This window comes from Streptomyces sp. NBC_01235, assembly GCF_035989285.1.
GTDB lineage: Bacteria > Actinomycetota > Actinomycetes > Streptomycetales > Streptomycetaceae > Streptomyces.
Genome location: NZ_CP108513.1, coordinates 3,387,285 through 3,402,812, shown reverse-complemented (window position 1 = coordinate 3,402,812; position 15,528 = coordinate 3,387,285). Strand labels below are relative to the sequence as shown.

17 protein-coding genes and 1 riboswitch are annotated in these 15,528 nt (G+C 71.2%); of the genes, 9 read left to right on the top strand and 8 right to left on the bottom strand.

The window, feature by feature from the left end; genetic code table 11:
* Positions 1-16: 16 nt before the first annotated feature.
* Positions 17-1,897: an anthranilate synthase family protein gene (locus OG289_RS14810; protein WP_327314474.1), complete on the bottom strand. Its 1,881-nt coding sequence runs from the start codon at positions 1,895-1,897 to the stop codon at positions 17-19.
* Between the two features lie 102 nt (positions 1,898-1,999).
* Positions 2,000-2,068 (bottom strand): trp operon leader peptide, encoded by a 69-nt coding sequence (locus OG289_RS49660; RefSeq protein WP_353962850.1) that lies wholly within the window; start codon positions 2,066-2,068, stop codon positions 2,000-2,002.
* A gap of 107 nt (positions 2,069-2,175) precedes the next feature.
* Here OG289_RS49660 and OG289_RS14805 point away from each other — a divergent pair, with 107 nt between their 5' ends.
* Entirely contained in the window at positions 2,176-3,528 is a 1,353-nt protein-coding gene (locus OG289_RS14805) for a class II 3-deoxy-7-phosphoheptulonate synthase (RefSeq protein ID WP_327314473.1), read from the top strand.
* Positions 3,529-3,662: 134 nt separating this feature from the next.
* Positions 3,663-3,896 carry a (2Fe-2S)-binding protein gene (locus tag OG289_RS14800; protein ID WP_327314472.1) on the top strand — a complete coding sequence of 78 codons (234 nt, stop codon included), beginning with the start codon at positions 3,663-3,665 and terminating at the stop codon, positions 3,894-3,896.
* A 14-nt stretch (positions 3,897-3,910) separates the two neighbouring features.
* Here OG289_RS14800 and bfr read toward each other — a convergent pair whose 3' ends face one another.
* Positions 3,911-4,390, bottom strand: a complete 480-nt coding sequence (gene bfr, locus OG289_RS14795) for a bacterioferritin (RefSeq protein WP_327314471.1) — start codon at positions 4,388-4,390, stop codon at positions 3,911-3,913.
* Positions 4,391-4,575: 185 nt separating this feature from the next.
* Here bfr and OG289_RS14790 point away from each other — a divergent pair, with 185 nt between their 5' ends.
* On the top strand, positions 4,576-5,208 hold the full coding sequence (locus OG289_RS14790) for a sulfite oxidase-like oxidoreductase (protein WP_327314470.1): 633 nt from the start codon (positions 4,576-4,578) through the stop codon (positions 5,206-5,208).
* Between the two features lies 1 nt (position 5,209).
* On the opposite strand, the gene OG289_RS14785 is transcribed toward OG289_RS14790, so the two are convergent.
* The 5 genes from OG289_RS14785 to thiO form a co-directional block, all read right to left on the bottom strand.
* Positions 5,210-6,088, bottom strand: a complete 879-nt coding sequence (locus OG289_RS14785; RefSeq protein ID WP_327314469.1) for a deoxyribonuclease IV — start codon at positions 6,086-6,088, stop codon at positions 5,210-5,212.
* Between the two features lie 34 nt (positions 6,089-6,122).
* The gene (gene pknB / locus OG289_RS14780; protein ID WP_327314468.1) at positions 6,123-8,066 is read right to left on the bottom strand and encodes a Stk1 family PASTA domain-containing Ser/Thr kinase; all 1,944 of its coding nucleotides are present in this window, start codon (positions 8,064-8,066) and stop codon (positions 6,123-6,125) included.
* Positions 8,067-8,232: 166 nt separating this feature from the next.
* Positions 8,233-9,027: a thiazole synthase gene (locus tag OG289_RS14775; protein ID WP_327314467.1), complete on the bottom strand. Its 795-nt coding sequence runs from the start codon at positions 9,025-9,027 to the stop codon at positions 8,233-8,235.
* 5 nt (positions 9,028-9,032) lie between these two features.
* The gene (gene thiS / locus OG289_RS14770; protein WP_327314466.1) at positions 9,033-9,233 is read right to left on the bottom strand and encodes a sulfur carrier protein ThiS; all 201 of its coding nucleotides are present in this window, start codon (positions 9,231-9,233) and stop codon (positions 9,033-9,035) included.
* A complete protein-coding gene (gene thiO, locus OG289_RS14765; protein ID WP_327314465.1) occupies positions 9,230-10,396 on the bottom strand; it encodes a glycine oxidase ThiO in 1,167 nt (388 codons plus the stop codon). Before thiO ends, thiS begins: the two co-directional genes overlap by 4 nt.
* A riboswitch (TPP riboswitch) is annotated at positions 10,394-10,505 on the bottom strand. Its footprint overlaps the gene before it by 3 nt.
* Positions 10,506-10,557: 52 nt before the next feature.
* Between thiO and OG289_RS14760 the strand changes: the two genes are divergently transcribed.
* From OG289_RS14760 to OG289_RS14735, 6 genes are all read left to right on the top strand, one after another.
* The gene (locus tag OG289_RS14760) at positions 10,558-10,908 is read left to right on the top strand and encodes a hypothetical protein (RefSeq protein ID WP_327314464.1); all 351 of its coding nucleotides are present in this window, start codon (positions 10,558-10,560) and stop codon (positions 10,906-10,908) included.
* A 32-nt stretch (positions 10,909-10,940) separates the two neighbouring features.
* Complete coding sequence (locus OG289_RS14755; protein WP_327314463.1) at positions 10,941-12,188, top strand: NAD(P)/FAD-dependent oxidoreductase; 1,248 nt, start codon at positions 10,941-10,943, stop codon at positions 12,186-12,188.
* 59 nt (positions 12,189-12,247) lie between these two features.
* Complete coding sequence (locus OG289_RS14750) at positions 12,248-12,613, top strand: Rv2175c family DNA-binding protein (protein ID WP_079662893.1); 366 nt, start codon at positions 12,248-12,250, stop codon at positions 12,611-12,613.
* Positions 12,614-12,688: 75 nt separating this feature from the next.
* Positions 12,689-13,336, top strand: coding sequence for a thiamine phosphate synthase (gene thiE, locus OG289_RS14745; RefSeq protein WP_327314462.1), 648 nt, complete (start codon positions 12,689-12,691; stop codon positions 13,334-13,336).
* A 127-nt stretch (positions 13,337-13,463) separates the two neighbouring features.
* On the top strand, positions 13,464-14,387 hold the full coding sequence (gene metF, locus OG289_RS14740; protein WP_327314461.1) for a methylenetetrahydrofolate reductase [NAD(P)H]: 924 nt from the start codon (positions 13,464-13,466) through the stop codon (positions 14,385-14,387).
* A 56-nt stretch (positions 14,388-14,443) separates the two neighbouring features.
* The gene (locus OG289_RS14735; protein ID WP_327314460.1) at positions 14,444-15,481 is read left to right on the top strand and encodes an SCO2102 family sporulation regulator; all 1,038 of its coding nucleotides are present in this window, start codon (positions 14,444-14,446) and stop codon (positions 15,479-15,481) included.
* The last annotated feature ends 47 nt before the right edge of the window (positions 15,482-15,528 follow it).

The following is a 15,528-nucleotide window of genomic DNA, read 5'->3' as shown; positions in this document are numbered from 1 at the left end:
GTGTCGGTCGGCCGAACTATTGGGCGCGCAGGTGCGTTGCGCGCACCTGGGCCACCAACTCCCGTACGACGGCAGCCCCGTTCAACGTCAGCACCGACTCCGGATGGAACTGCACGCCCGCGAACCCGGGCCCCCGCATCGCGTGCACCTCCCCGTTCGCGGCCCGGCTGACCTCCACTGCGTGCGCGGCCAGCTCCCGCAGAGCCTCGTCGTCGCACCGCGCCACGAAGCTGTTGTAGAACCCGACGGTCTCCTCCCGCCCGAACAGGTCCACCGCCGTCTGCGCCCCCTGATACGGCACCTCCTTGCGGACGATGTCCAGCCCCAGCTCCGCCGCGATCAGCTCGTGCCCGAGGCAGACCCCGAGGACGCCGTGGCGGTGCTCCCGCAGGACGCGGGCGGTCAGCTCCCGCAGGAACCGCATCTTCGGATCGGCGAGGTCGGACGGGTCACCGGGACCGGGGCCCAGCACGAGCGGCCCCTCGTGCGCGAGTACCGCCTCCCGCAGCCCGGGCTCGTCGTACCGCCGCACGCTCACCTCGAGGCCGCTCGACCGCAGCATGTGCGCGAGCATCGCCGTGAAGGTGTCCTCGCCGTCGACGACGAGCGCGTGCCCGGTCAGTTCCTCCGTCCGCTCCTGCATCCGCAGCCAGAACGGCGCCAGCGAGGCCCTGCGCCCGTCCAGCGCGGCCCGTACCCGTGGGTCGTCGGCCAGCAGGGGGCGGGTGTGCTCCTGCCGGGGCCTGCCCGGCCGTACGCCCAGAGCCGCCAGTACCCCGGCCGCCTTCGCGTGCGTCTCCGCGACCTCGCCCGCCGGGTCCGAGCCCCTCACCAGCGTGGCGCCGACCGGCACCCGCAGCCGCCCGGCCGCATCGATGTCGGCGGTCCGGATGAGGATGGGGGAGTCGAGGGTCTGGGCGCCGCCGGAGTCGCGGCCGAGCAGCGCCAGCGCACCCGCGTAGTAGCCCCGCCCGACACCGTCCCGCCCGAGAGGCTCGTATCGCTCGATGACCCGGCAGGCGTTCTGCACGGGCGAGCCGGTGACGGTCGCCGCGAACATGGTCTCCTTCAGTACTTCCCGCACGTCCAGCGAGGACTTCCCGCGCAGCTCGTACTCGGTGTGCGCGAGATGCGCCATCTCCTTCAGGCGGGGGCCGATCACCACCCCGCCCATGTCGCCGACGGTGCACATCATCTTGAGCTCCTCGTCGACGACCATCGACAGCTCCTCGATCTCCTTGCCGTCGGCGAGGAAGTCCAGCAGATGCTCCGGCGACGGCCCCTGGGCCGGATACCGGTACGTCCCGCTGATCGGGTTCATGACGACCGTGCCGCCCGACATACGGACGTGCACCTCGGGGCTGGCCCCGACCAGCGTCCGGTCCCCGGTGTGCACGACGAACGTCCAGTACGCGCCCCGCTCGCCCTCCAGCAACCGCCGGAACAATGCGAGCGCGTCGGCCCGGCCGAACCCCGGGATCGCACCCTCGTACGTCCGCCGGATCACGAAGTTCGCGCCCTCGCCCCGCCCGATCTCGTCCCGCAGGACCCGCCCGACGATCTCCGCGTACTCCTCGTCGGCCACGTCGAAGCCGCCGCCCCGGACGTGGACGTCGTGCGCGGGCAGCTGCGCGAGGGCGTCGGCGAGCGGGATCGCGTAGGTCTCCTCGGGCCGCAGCACCGCGAGCGGCGTCCCGTCGTCGCGGACGTCGAAGCCGCGCTCGCGGATCTGCCGGAAGGGGATGAGCGCCAGACCCTCGTCGGGGAGGTCGGCGAGGCGGTCGCAGGAGGAGACCGGGCCGAGGAACACCTCGACCGTGTTCTCGTCGTGTCCGGGGGTGCGGCGGCGGAGCAGGGCGAACGGGCGGGGATCGTCGAGCAGGTCGAGCAGCTGCATGGGTCCGTGTTCCTTCTCGCTGGGAGGTGGAGAGGAACGGACCCCGACAAACGCCGAAGGCCGCCCCTCGGGCGGCCTTCGCGAAGTCTTGCGTACGCGCAGTCAGTGGGCCGCCGGATGAGCGGTCCACCACCAGTTCTGGGTCGGGTTCTGGGTCGAAAGCGCGAACATGAGGCGCACCCTACCCCATGACCCTCGCGTCCACAGGTGAGCGTGGGTGCGTCTCACCTGTCGAGCCGGGCGAAAACGACTCGACACGACCCCGTAATGTTGAGGGCGTGACCGTGAACGCTAAGACCAGCGCGAGCGCTGGCAACACCTGGCGAGACCTGCCCGCGGCGCAGCAGCCCGAGTACCCCGACACCGAGGCTCTGCGCGCAGTCGTTGCGGAGCTGGAGTCGTATCCTCCGCTCGTCTTCGCGGGCGAGTGCGATCAGCTGCGCGCCCGGATGGCGGCCGTCGCCAAGGGAGAGGCGTTCCTCCTCCAGGGCGGCGACTGCGCCGAGGCCTTCGACGCGGTGTCGGCCGACCACATCCGCAACAAGCTGAAGACGCTGCTGCAGATGGGCGCGGTGCTGACGTACGCGGCCTCGGTGCCGGTCGTCAAGGTCGGCCGTATCGCCGGCCAGTACTCCAAGCCGCGCTCCAAGGGCACCGAGACCCGCGACGGCGTGACGCTGCCGACGTACCGGGGCGACTCGGTCAACGGCTTCGACTTCAACGAGGCGGCCCGCATCCCGGACCCCGAGCGCCTGAAGCGGATGTACAACGCGTCCGCCTCCACGCTCAACCTGGTGCGCGCCTTCTCCACCGGCGGCTACGCCGACCTGCGCCAGGTGCACGCCTGGAATCAGGACTTCGTGAAGTCGTCCCCCTCCGGCCAGCGTTACGAGCAGCTCGCCCGCGAGATCGACCAGGCGCTGACCTTCATGCACGCCTGCGGGGTCGACCCGGAGGAGTTCAAGACGGTCGAGTTCTACTCCTCGCACGAGGCGCTGCTGCTGGACTACGAGTCCGCGCTGACCCGGGTCGACTCCCGTACGGGGAGGCTGTACGACGTCTCGGCGCACATGGTGTGGATCGGTGAGCGCACCCGGCAGCTGGACCACGCGCACATCGAGTTCGCCTCGAAGATCCGCAACCCGATCGGCATCAAGCTCGGTCCGACGACCACGGCCGAGGAGGCGCTGCAGTACATCGAGCGCCTCGACCCCGACCGGGAACCGGGCCGGCTGACCTTCATCGTCCGCATGGGCGCCGACAAGGTCCGCGACAAGCTGCCGGAGCTGGTCGAGAAGGTCACCGCCTCGGGCGCGACCGTGGCCTGGGTGACCGACCCGATGCACGGCAACACCTTCGAGGCGGCCTCGGGTCACAAGACCCGGCGCTTCGACGACGTGCTGGACGAGGTCAAGGGCTTCTTCGAGGTCCACAAGAGTCTGGGCACCCACCCGGGCGGCATCCACGTGGAGCTCACCGGTGACGACGTCACCGAGTGCGTGGGCGGCGGCGACGAGATCTTCGTCGACGACCTCCACCAGCGCTACGAGACGGCCTGCGACCCGCGTCTGAACCGCAGCCAGTCCCTTGACCTGGCGTTCCTCGTGGCGGAGATGTACAGGGACCAGTGACGGGTTTGCCTGTTACCAGCACATGGAGTGGGGCGCGGATCACATACGATCCGCGCCCCACTCCACTTTTGCTGCCTCTGAGCGCCGGGTAAGGTTAGGTTAGCCTTATTGATCTCGGCGGGAGGTGGATCCGCGTGTTCGTCTGCAGCTGCTTCGGTGTGACCGAGGCGCAGGTCCAGCAGCATGCGGACAACGGAGCCTGCACACCCCGCCAGGTTGCCTCCGCCTGCAAGGCCGGCACGGACTGCGGCTCGTGCGTCCGCCGGATCCAGGCGATCCTCGGCCGGGGCGCCCACCCGCGCCGGGACCTCGCCGACCGGGGCGGGCCGGTTCTGGCCGAACTCGCCGAGCTCGACGAAGCGGCCTAGCTCTCCGGGAGCGGTCAGCTCTCCGGCTGCTCGATCAGCTGCGCCAGGTAGAGCGCCTCGCCGAGCTTCTCCAACAGCTCCAGCTGCGTGTCGAGGTAGTCGATGTGGTGTTCCTCGTCCTCGAGGATCGACTCGAAGATGTTCGCGGACGTGATGTCGCCCTTTTCGCGCATCACCTTGATGCCCCGCTTCAGACGGTCGATCGCCTCGACCTCGATCTGCCGGTCGGCCTCGAACATCTCCTTGACCGTCTGCCCGACGCGCACATGGAACAGCCGCTGGTAGTTCGGCAGCCCATCGAGGAACAGGATCCGGTCGGTGAGGACCTCTGCGTGCTTCATCTCGTCGAACGACTCGTGCCGCGTGTACTTCGCGAGCTTCGTCCAGCCGAAGTTCTCCTGCATCTTGGCGTGGAGGAAGTACTGGTTGATCGCGGTGAGCTCGCCGGTGAGCTGCTCATTGAGGAACTCGATGACCTCGGGGTCGCCCTGCATCGCAGAGGCTCCTTCCACGTGGGGAATCGGGGAGGTTGCCGCCGCATGATTGCACCGGTGTCGAAGATCGTCCAGTAAGTGCGTACTTAGTAAGTTAGTGCATGCTTAGTAACAGTTGCCCGATTCGGGATATGGCCGGTCATGGCTGGTCATGTGCACCGTCCGGGGTCTGTCAGGATGGAGTCATGGGTCATCCGGTGGAGCGCGAATCTGGAGGAGAAGCGGTGTCCGAGCTTCCGCCGGGACAGCGACTGCAGCGGGGCTGGCCGGTCACGCACTACGGTCCGGTGCCAAAGTTCCGGCCCGAACGGTGGGAGTTCAGGGTCTTCGGCGCCACCGCCGACGGCGAGAAGCGCTGCTGGAACCACGAGGAGTTCACGGCCCTTCCGTACACGTCCGTCATGGCCGATCTGCACTGCGTGACGAAGTTCAGCATGCTCGGCGCCGAGTGGGGCGGGATCCCGGCCCGGACGATCCTGGAGATCGCGCCGCCCGCCCCGAACGTCACCCATGTGATGGTGTGGGCCGAGTACGGGTTCAGCTCCAACCTGCGCCTGTCCGACTTCGCCGCCGAGGGCACGATCTTCGCCACCCACAAGGACGGCGAACTGCTCACCGCCGAACACGGCTTCCCGCTCCGCCTGGTCGTCCCGCACCTCTACGCCTGGAAGGGCCCCAAGTGGGTCCGCGGCGTCGAGTACATGACCGCCGACCGCCGCGGCTTCTGGGAGGAGCGCGGTTACCACAACATCGGCGACCCCTGGCGGGAGCAGCGCTACTCGTACCAGGAGGGGCCGGGGGACGGCCCGGAACTCTGACTCAGCCGTCCCGCAGCTTCTTCAGCCGCTCCACGTCCGCCGCGTGCCCCTCCTTGCCGCCGGGCGTCTCGATGATCAGCGGGACGCCCGCGGTCGCAGGGTGGGTCATCAGGGCGCGGAACGGGTCCTCGCCGATGTGGCCGGAGCCGATGTTCTCGTGCCGGTCCTTGTGGGCGCCGACCACGTCCTTGGAGTCGTTGGCGTGGATCAGCTTCAGCCGGCCCTCGCCGACCGTGTCCACCAGCAGGTCCAGGGTCTGGTGCATGCCGGCCGGGCCGGTCAGATCGTGCCCGGCGGCGAAGATGTGGCAGGTGTCGAGACAGACGCCCAGCCTGGGATGGGCGTCCAGCGCCTCGAAGTACGGCCCGAAGTCCCAGGTCCGGGAGCAGAGCGAGGCGCCCTGCCCCGCCGTGGACTCCAGCAGCAGGAACGGGTCGTCGTCGTGGGTCAGCTCGTCCAGCAGCGGCAGCAGGTACTCGCGCACCTGCTTGAGCGCCACGGACCGCTCCCGCCCGCCCGTCGCGCTTCCCGTGTGCACGACCACACCCAGCGCGCCGATCTCCCGCCCGCGGCGCAGCGAGTGCCGCAGCGACTCCACCGACTTCTCCACCGTGGCCTCGGTGTGCGAGCCGAAGTTGATCAGGTAGGGCGCGTGCACGTACGCCGGAACCGACTCCGCCGCGCACGCCTCCCGGAATGCCTCGTCCTGCCGCGGGTTCCCGACGGGCGTGGCCCAGCCGCGTGGGTTGGCGACGAACACCTGGACCGTCTCGGCCTTGAGGTCGTGGGCGTAGGACATGCCCACGTCGTGCAGACCGCCGGCCACGGGGACGTGACCGCCGACGGGGTTGCGGGAGGGGAAGGGGGCTTCAGGACTCACCCGTTCAGGGTGTCATGCCCGGCTGCCCCGCCGGTCACCGGATGGTGATCGTGATCGTCGACCCCTTGGGCGCCATGTCGCCGGCGTCCACGGACTGCTTCTTCACGGTGTCGCCGAACAGGCCGAGCAGTCCACGGTCCTCCTTGACCTCGAACCCGGACTGTTCGAGGAGCGACTTCGCGTCGTCGACGCTCGCCCCCACCACGTCCGGGACCTCGACCATCTCCGGCCCCTTGGACAGGGTCAGCGTCACCGTGTCGCCGTCGGCGGCCTCGCTGTCCGCGGCCGGAGTCTGGGCCGCGACCTGGCCCTTGTCGAACTCGGAGTTGACCTCGTCGGCGGAGACCTTCACCTTCAGTCCGGCCTCCTCCAGCTCGGCCTTGGCGTCCTCCAGGTCCTCGCCGGTGACGTCCGGCACGTCGATCGGACTGCCCTTGCTGACGACGATGGAGACCGCGGTGCCCGCGCGGCGCTGTGTGCCCGCCTCCGGGTCCGTGCTGATCACGAAGCCCTTGATGACGTCCTTGCTGAACGCCTTGGTGACCAGGCCCGGCTCCAGGCCGTCCGTCTTCAACAGCTTCTCGGCCTTGTCCAGCCGGGAGCCCTTGACGTCCGGCACCTTCACCATCTCGGGGCCGTCGGAGACGGTGAGCGTCACGGAGTCGTGCTTGCGGATGCGGGCGCCCGGCTCGGGGTCCGTGTCCATGACGGTGCCGCGCTTGACGGTGTCGCTGTACTCGTGCTGGACCTTGCCGACCTCGATCCCGGCCGCCTCCAGGCGCTTCCTGGCGTCGGCCTCCTTCTGCGTCAGCACCGCCGGGACCTTGGTGAACTGCCCGGAGTTGATGTACCAGACGCCCGCGCCCACGCCGAGCACCAACAGGACGACGGTGACGAGCGCGAGCACCCCGCGCCCCGGCCGCCGCACGGAACGGCGCCGGGAGGGCGGGGGCGGCGGGCTCTGGAAGCGGGAGGTCTGGTTGAGGGCGGCCTCGTCGTCGGCGGGGTCGTCCTCGTTGACGGGCAGCGGCCGCGGCACCGTCAGCGAGCGCGGGATCACACTCGTCCGGTCCTCGGCGATGTCGTGTCCGGCGGAGACGGCCTGCGGCGGCAGCGCGTCCAACTGGTCCTCGGTGAGCGGGGCGCGCGCCTCCCGCACCTGCCCGAGCAGCGCGACGGCGTCGTACGGCCGGACGTCGGGAGTGCGGGCGGTGGCGGCGGCGACCAGCTCGTCCAGCTCGAACGGCATTCCGGGGACGACGGCCGACGGCGGCGGCACGTCCTCGTGGAGGTGCTTGTAGAGCACGATCGCGGGGGAGTCCCCGTCGTGCGGCTTCTCGCCGGTGAGCATCTCGTAGAGCACGACCCCGCACGCGTACACGTCGACGCGGGGATCGGCGGCACCGGGCTGCTCGATCTGCTCGGGAGCGAGATAGGCGACGGTCCCGAGGACGGCACCGGTGGTACTGGTCACGGTGTCCACGGACCGCACCAGCCCGAAGTCGGCGACCTTGACCCGGCCGTCATCCCCTATGAGCACGTTCTCGGGCTTCATGTCCCGGTGCACGAACCCGGCCCGGTGCGCGGCGCCCAATGCGGCGAGCACGGGCTCCAGGATGTCGAGCGCGGCCCGCGGCTGCAGCGCCCCCCGCTCACGCAGCACGTCACGCAGCGTGCAGCCGGCGATGTACTCCATGGCGAGATAGACGTACGACCCATCGGCACCCTGGTCGAACACCTGAACGACATTCGGGTGTGCGAGCCGGGCTACGGACTTCGCCTCCCGGATGAACCGCTCGACGAACGCCCCGTCGGCGGCGAGCCCCGGGTGCATCACCTTGAGCGCGAGCACGCGGTCCAGGCGGGTGTCCACGGCCCGGTAGACCGTGGCCATCCCGCCGACCGCGATCCGCGCCTCGACGCGATACCGGCCGTCGAGCACCTGCCCGACCAGAGGGTCCTGAAGGGTCGTGTCCACGCAGGCGAGTGTACGAGCCACCGCTGACACCTCCGCAGCTTCCACCCCTTCGGAGCGGGACTGAAGCCGACCTGTGACGCGAACCACGACATGAGGGACGGGGGCGCGGGTCCGCGCCGCGGCGGGGCGGCCGCCGAGTGCGATCGGCGGGAGGCCGGACCGGCGGTCAGAAGGCAGGGCGCTCGGGGTCCAGCACGGCCAGGCCCTCCGCGGGAGACGACGCCTCCGCGAAGTAGCGGCGGGGGATCCGGCCCGCCAGGTGGGCCAGCCTTCCCGCCTCGACACCGGCCCGCATCGCCAACGCCATCCGCTCGGGATCCCTCGCCCGCGTCACCGCCGACGCCAGCATCACCCCCGCACACCCCAGCTCCATCGCCAGCGCCACGTCCGACGCCGTACCGGCCCCCGCGTCCAGAATCACCGGCACACGCGCGTGCTCGACGATCAGCTGGAAGTTGTGGGGGTTGCGGATGCCCAGACCGGAGCCGATCGGCGAGCCCAGCGGCATCACCGCCGCACACCCCACGTCCTCCAGCTTCCGGGCCAGCACCGGATCGTCGTTCGTGTACGGCAGCACCGTGAACCCGTCGTCCACCAGCGTCTCCGCCGCCTCCAGCAACTCGATGGGATCCGGCAGCAGCGTCCGCTCGTCGGCGATGACCTCCAGCTTGACCAGGGACGTCCCCAGCGCCTCCCGCGCCAGCCGAGCCGTCAGCACCGCCTCCCCGGCCGTGAAACACCCCGCCGTGTTCGGCAGCACCCGGATGCCCAGCCGTTCCAGCACCGACAGCACCGAACCGTGCACCGAAGGGTCCACGCGCCGCATCGCGACCGTCGTCAGCTCGGTCCCGGACGCGACCAGCGCCCGCTCCAGCACCTCCAGGCTGGGCGCACCCCCCGTACCCATGACCAGACGGGACGAGAAGGACGTACCCCCAAGGACGAAGGGATCGTCGGCCATGGCGCTCAGCCTCCCTGCACGGCGGTCAGGACTTCCACACGGTCGCCTTCACGCAGCGCCGTCACGGACCACCGCGCGCGCGGGACGACGGTCTCGTTGAGTGCGGCGGCCACCCCGGAGGGCGCCGGCGTCAGGGACCGTACGACGCTGTCGAGAGCCGTACCGGGAGCGAACTCCCGCCGCTCACCGTTCACCGAGATGTTCATGCGGGCTGCTCCGAGAGTGCGGCGGCGGCGAAACGCCGGGGCGTGAAGGGACGGGCCTCGTCCGGGAGCTCGCCGGTGGCCAGGACGTGCGCCATCACGTCACCGGTCACCGGCGTGAGCAGCACACCGTTGCGATAGTGCCCGGTGGCCAGCAGCAGCCCCTCCAGACCGGTCGGCCCGAGCAGCGGCGCGTTGTCCGGGGAGCCGGGGCGCAGCCCCGCGCACGTCTCCGTCAGCGGCAGCTCGGTGATTCCCGGCACCAGCTCATGGGCGTCGCGCAGCAGCTCGTACACGCCCCCCGCCGTCACCGTCGTGTCCCAGCCCAGCTCCTCGCTGGTCGCGCCCACCACGAGCTCGCCGTTCTCCCGCGGCACCAGGTAGACCTGGCTGCCGCGTACCACGGCCCGCACCGTCCGGCTCAGGAACGGCGCGTGCCGCCGCGGCACGGTCAGCCGCAGAACCTGCCCCTTCACCGGCCGCACGGGCGGCAGCACGTCCTGCGGGACCCCGGCCAGCCGTCCGCTCAGACTGCCGCCCGCGAGCACCACCTGCCCCGCCGCAAGCGCCGTACCGTCCCCCGTGACGACCCCCGCGGCCCGCTCGCCCACGACGGACAGCCGCTCGGCCCACGCGCGGTGGAACGCCACGCCCGCGCGCTCGCACGCGGTCATCAGCGCCCCGGCCAGCCGGCGCGGGTCGACCTGGTGGTCGCCGTCCACCCGCAGCCCGCCGCGCACCCCCGGCGCGAGCATCGGCTCCAGGCGCCGGCACTCCCGCCCGGACAGCCACTCCGACTCCAGCCCCGACTGCCTTTGCAGGGCGTGCAGTTCGCGCAGGTGGGCGCGGTCGTCGGAGTCCAGCGCGACCGCGAGCGTGCCGCAGCGCCGGTAGCCGACGTCGTGGCCGGTCAGCTCCGTCAGCTCCGCCACGAAGTCCGGGTAGCGGCGCGCGGACGCGAGATTCAGTCCGAGGAGGGTCTGCTCGCCGTAGTGCAGTTCCGTGACGGCGGCCAGCATCCCGGCGGCCACCCGGGCGGCCCCGCCGCCCGGTTCCGGGTCGACCACCGCCGTGGCGAAGCCGCGCTGCGCGGCCCGCCAGGCCGTGACCAGCCCGATGATCCCGCCCCCGATGACGAGGACGTCTGACGTACGTGGAGACGACATGGGCGTCCAGCCCCTCCCTTCGCCGGCATGACCCGGATCAGGTTCGTACGGTCGGAGGCCGCCAGCCTCCCTCTCAGCCCGGTGCGTCCGGGCTCCCGCGAGTGCTCTAGGTTGGCCACCCTAGCCCGACGCCGTACGTCTCAGTAAGGGAGCCTCCGCCCGTGCCCCGTTCGCTCGACGGTCTCGTCCTCGCCCCCGTCGCCGACCAGGCCGCGGGGCAGGTCGGTACCCGCACCCGCTTCTCCTACCGCGAGCGGGACGGCGTGATCTGGGCGGACTACGCGGGCGGCGACGTCGTACGCGGCCATCTGGTGGGTACCCGGCGAGGGGACCGGCTCGACTTCCGGTACGTCCAGCTCAAGCACGACGGGACGACGTCCTCCGGCCACTGCGTGTCGACGCTCGTGGAGCTGCCGGACGGGCGGGTGCGTCTCGAGGAGGCCTGGGAGTGGGAGTCGCAGGAGGGCAGCGGCACCAGCGTTGTGGAGCAGGTCACGGACCACGACGGCTGACTGACGAACAGTCAGTTGTCTAAGGTGATCAGGTGAGCGAGCAGAGGCGCGAAGAAGGCAGGCCGGCCAGGCGGCGCGTGGTGGTCGTCGGCGCGGGAATGGCCGGGGTGCAGACCGCGGTCGCCCTGCGTGAACAGGGCTTCGACGGCACGGTGACGCTGATCGGCGCCGAACCCCACCAGCCCTACGACCGGCCCCCACTGTCCAAGGCCGTCCTGCTCGGCAAGGCCGAGGGCTCCGCCTTCGACGTCGACTTCGAGAGCCTCGGCATCGAGCTGGTCCTCGGCCGCGAGGTCCTCGGGCTGCGCCCCGCCGACCATGAGCTGGACACCGAGACCGGACCCGTCCCGTACGACATCCTCGTCCTCGCCACCGGCGCCGAACCGATCCGGCTGCCCGGCGCCGAGGGCGTGCCCGGCGTCCATCTGCTGCGCACCCTGGACGACGCCGAACGGCTGCGGCCCGTGCTCGCCCGGCAGCACGACGTCGTGGTCGTCGGCGCCGGCTGGATCGGCGCGGAGTTCGCCACGGCCGCGCGCGAGGCCGGCTGCGCGGTCACCGTCGTCGAGGCCGCCGAGCGGCCGCTGGCCGGGGCGCTGCCCGCCGAGGTGGCCGCCCCGATGACCGCCTGGTACGCCGACAGCGGTACGGTCCTGCGCACCCACGCGCGCGTGGAGCGCGTCGAGCCCGGCGCGGTCGTCCTCGACGACGGCTCGCGGCTGCCCGCCGGCGCCGTCGTGGTCGGCATCGGCGCCCGCCCCGCCACCGCCTGGCTGGCCGGCTCCGGCATCGAGCTCGGCGCGCACCGCGAGGTCGTGGCCGACGCCCACCTGCGCACCTCCGTGCCGGACGTGTACGCGGTCGGCGACTGCGCCTCCTTCCCGTCGGGAAGGTACGGGGAGCGGCTCCTCGTCCATCACTGGGACAACGCCCTCCAAGGGCCGCGCACGGTCGCGGCGAACATCCTCGGCGAGGCCACCGGCGAGCCGCCCGCCGTCTACGACCCGGTGCCGTACTTCTGGTCCGAGCAGTTCGGCCGCTTCGTCCAGTACGCCGGCCACCACGCCGGCGCCGACAGCACCCTGTGGCGCGGCGACCCCTCGGGACCGGCCTGGACGGTGTGCTGGCTGCGCGAGGACCGCCTGGTCGCCCTGCTGGCCGTCGGCCGCCCCCGCGACCTCGCCCAGGGCAGGCGGCTGATCGAGGCCGCCACACCCATGAACCCACGGCTTCTGGCGGACCCGGCACGGCCGCTGAAGGCGGCGACGGCCTCGGCCTGAGCACTCGGTCGGACCGGCCCGGCTTCCGACTGTCAGTGGCAGATGGCAGGCTTGTTCCCGTGACCGAGATTGACGCAAAGATCGATGCTCTCGTCCCCGCCTGGCTCACCGTGCCCGACATCGCAGAAATGCTCGATGTCGAGGTGACGCGCGTGCGGCAGCTGGTCAAGGAGGGCCAGCTCATCGCCGTACGCCGTGGCGAGAACCGCGCGCTGCACGTTCCCGCCGCCTTCATCGACGGGGACAAGGTGGTCAAGGGCCTGTCCGGGACCCTGACGCTGCTGCGGGACGACGGCTTCACGGACGAAGAGATGCTCGAGTGGCTCTTCACCCCCGACCCGAGCCTGCCCGGCACTCCGGCGCAGGCCCTGAGTGAGAATCGCGGCACGGAGGTGAAGCGCCGCGCCCAGGCGCTCGCCGTCTGAGCCGAGGATTCGAACCATCACCCGGCGTACGGGGGCCGCCCGCCCTCGTACGCCACCACCCTGGGGGACTTTCGTATGCCCGACACCGCCCGCACCCGCCTGGCGGACGCCCGTCTGTACCTCTGCACGGACGCCCGCACCCGCCGGGGCGACCTTCCAGAGTTCCTGGACGCGGTCCTCGAGTGCGGCGTCGACATCGTCCAGCTGCGCGACAAGGGCATGGAGGCGGCCGAGGAGCTGGAGCACCTGAAGGTGTTCGCCGACGCCTGCGCCCGGCACGGCAAGCTGCTCGCGGTCAACGACCGCGCGGACGTCGCGCACGCCGCCGGCGCCGCCGCCCTCCACCTGGGACAGGGCGACCTGCCGGTCCCCGCGGCCCGCGCGATCCTCGGCGACGACGTCCTCATAGGCCGCTCCACGCACGCCGCGGCGGAGGCCGAGGCCGCCGCCGTCCAGGAGGGCGTGGACTACTTCTGCACCGGCCCGTGCTGGCCCACGCCCACCAAGCCCGGGCGGCACGCCCCCGGCCTCGACCTGGTCCGGCACACGGCCTCCCTCGGCACCGACCGCCCCTGGTTCGCCATCGGCGGCATCGACCTGGGCAACCTCGACGAGGTGCTGGCGGCGGGCGCCCGCCGAGTCGTCGTCGTCCGGGCGATCACGGAGGCGGACGACCCCGGTGCCGCGGCGGCGGAGTTCGCGAAGCGGCTGAGCGGGGTGTAGCCCGGCCGGCCCGGCTCCTGCGGTCGTCCCTCGTGCGGTTGTCCAAGGGATGGACAACGAGTCGACAATTCGGGCAAATTTACCCCATCCGGTTGGGGGACCGCCCACCCCTGACTAACCTGCGGGTATGGCCCTAGGAACCGCATCCACCAGGACGGACCGCGCGCGCACCGTGCGGGACATGCTGGCGACCGGCAAGACGACGTACTCGTTCGAGTTCTCCGCGCCGAAGACGCCCAAGGGTGAGCGGAGCCTGTGGAACGCGCTGCGCAGGGTCGAGGCGGTCGCCCCCGACTTCGTCTCGGTGACGTACGGTGCCGGCGGCTCCACGCGGGCGGGCACGGTCAAGGAGACCCAGCAGATCGTCGTGGACACCACGCTCACGCCGGTCGCGCACCTCACCGCCGTGGACCACTCCATCGCCGAACTGCGCAACATCATCGGCCAGTACGCCGACGCCGGGATCCGCAACATGCTCGCCGTGCGCGGCGACCCGCCCGGCGACCCGATGGGCCCGTGGGTGCCGCACCCGCGCGGCCTGACGTACGCCGCCGAACTCGTCCGGCTCATCAAGGAGTCGGGCGACTTCTGCGTGGGCGTCGCCGCCTTCCCGGAGATGCACCCGCGCTCCGGCGACTGGGACACGGACGTCGCGCGCTTCGTCGACAAGTGCCGGGCCGGCGCCGACTACGCCATCACGCAGATGTTCTTCGAGCCCGAGTCCTATCTGCGGCTGCGCGACCGGGTCGCGGCGGCCGGCTGTGTGACTCCGGTCATCCCCGAGGTCCTCCCGGTGACGAGCGTGAAGATGCTGGAACGCCTGCCCAAGCTCAGTAACGCCCACTTCCCGGACGCCCTGAAAGAGCGGATCCTCACAGCCAAAGACGATCCGGCCGCTGTACGCTCCATTGGCATCGACTTCGCCACGGAGTTCTGCGCCCGGCTGCTGGCCGAGGGAGTGCCCGGACTGCACTTCATCACGCTCAACAACTCCACGGCGACGCTGGAAATCTACGAAAACCTGGGTCTGCACCACCCACCGCAGGCCTAGACCGGTCGCACCGACATACGACACACTGCGTAGCGGCCACTGGGAGAGGGGCGTACATGGGCTGGACGGTCCTCTACATCGCGTTCGGCATCGTCGCGTTGTGGCTGCTCGGTGAGGTGCTGCTGCAGTACAAGGCGCGGTTGCGCTGGCGACTGCTGGCCTTTGTCGGCTTCCTCGGCGTCGTCTTCGGTGTCCTGATCCCGTCGGTCGTCGTCATCGCACTGGGTGCGGCCGCCTTCGCGGTCGGCCAGACCTACGTCACGCTCTCGTTCCGGCGCGGATTCGCGGAGGGCTGGGCCTTTCGGCGCGCCGACGCGGACGTGGCCGCGGAGAGTGGCGGCAGCGGCGGCGGCAAGCTGCCCAAGCGCCGTCGTGGCAAGGCCGAGCGTCAGGACCCGGCCCTCGAGGTCTCCGGTCTGGAGGCGGCCGAGGCGGGTCTTGACTCCGACACCCCGTACGGCGCCGACTCGGCGTTCGGCCGGGACAAGAACGCCTTCGGCGACGGGAACACGTTCGGCGACGACGACTACGACCGCGACGACGTCTTCACGCCCGCGGCCCGCGGCGCCGACCCGACGGCCGCCGAGACCACCTCCGTCTACGAGCCGCAGCCCCTGCCCGACGAGACCGGCTCCTACGGCATATACAGCGACGCCGCGTACGCCGCCGCGAACGGCCAGGCCCAGCCCCAGGACCAGTACGCGGCGGCCGCCCAGGGCGCGGACCAGAACTACGGATACGACACGTACGCCGGGTACCACCAGCAGCAGTACGGCTACGACGCCACCGGCGAGCAGCAGTACGCCGCCTATTCCGACCCGTACATCGGCACCCAGACCTACGGCGGCGGCTCCTACGACGCCGACTACGGCCAGCAGCAGTACGGGCAACAGGGCTACGGCCAGGACCAGTACGGCAACGGCGGCTACGGGGAGACCCCGCCCGGCGGCGTCTGGGTCCCGCAGCAGCGCAACACCGACGACCCGCTCGGCGGCGAACTCCCGCCCGAGCACCAGCAGTACCCGTACCAGGGCGACGGACAGCAGCAGGGGCAGGGCCAGGGGAACGGCTTCGACGACCAGTATCGCTTCTGACGAGCGGTATCGGTTCTGACGGACGCGTTCCCCCGGGACGCCTCCCG

Coding starts and splice junctions, on each gene's coding strand:
- bfr (WP_327314471.1), bottom strand. CDS start 4,390: ATGCAGGGCGACCCCGAGGTCATCGAGTTCCTCAATGAGCAGCTCACC.
- OG289_RS14790 (WP_327314470.1), top strand. CDS start 4,576: ATGGGTCATCCGGTGGAGCGCGAATCTGGAGGAGAAGCGGTGTCCGAG.
- metF (WP_327314461.1), top strand. CDS start 13,464: ATGGCCCTAGGAACCGCATCCACCAGGACGGACCGCGCGCGCACCGTG.
- OG289_RS14735 (WP_327314460.1), top strand. CDS start 14,444: ATGGGCTGGACGGTCCTCTACATCGCGTTCGGCATCGTCGCGTTGTGG.
- thiE (WP_327314462.1), top strand. CDS start 12,689: ATGCCCGACACCGCCCGCACCCGCCTGGCGGACGCCCGTCTGTACCTC.
- thiS (WP_327314466.1), bottom strand. CDS start 9,233: ATGAACATCTCGGTGAACGGTGAGCGGCGGGAGTTCGCTCCCGGTACG.
- OG289_RS14810 (WP_327314474.1), bottom strand. CDS start 1,897: ATGCAGCTGCTCGACCTGCTCGACGATCCCCGCCCGTTCGCCCTGCTC.
- OG289_RS14775 (WP_327314467.1), bottom strand. CDS start 9,027: ATGGCCGACGATCCCTTCGTCCTTGGGGGTACGTCCTTCTCGTCCCGT.
- thiO (WP_327314465.1), bottom strand. CDS start 10,396: ATGTCGTCTCCACGTACGTCAGACGTCCTCGTCATCGGGGGCGGGATC.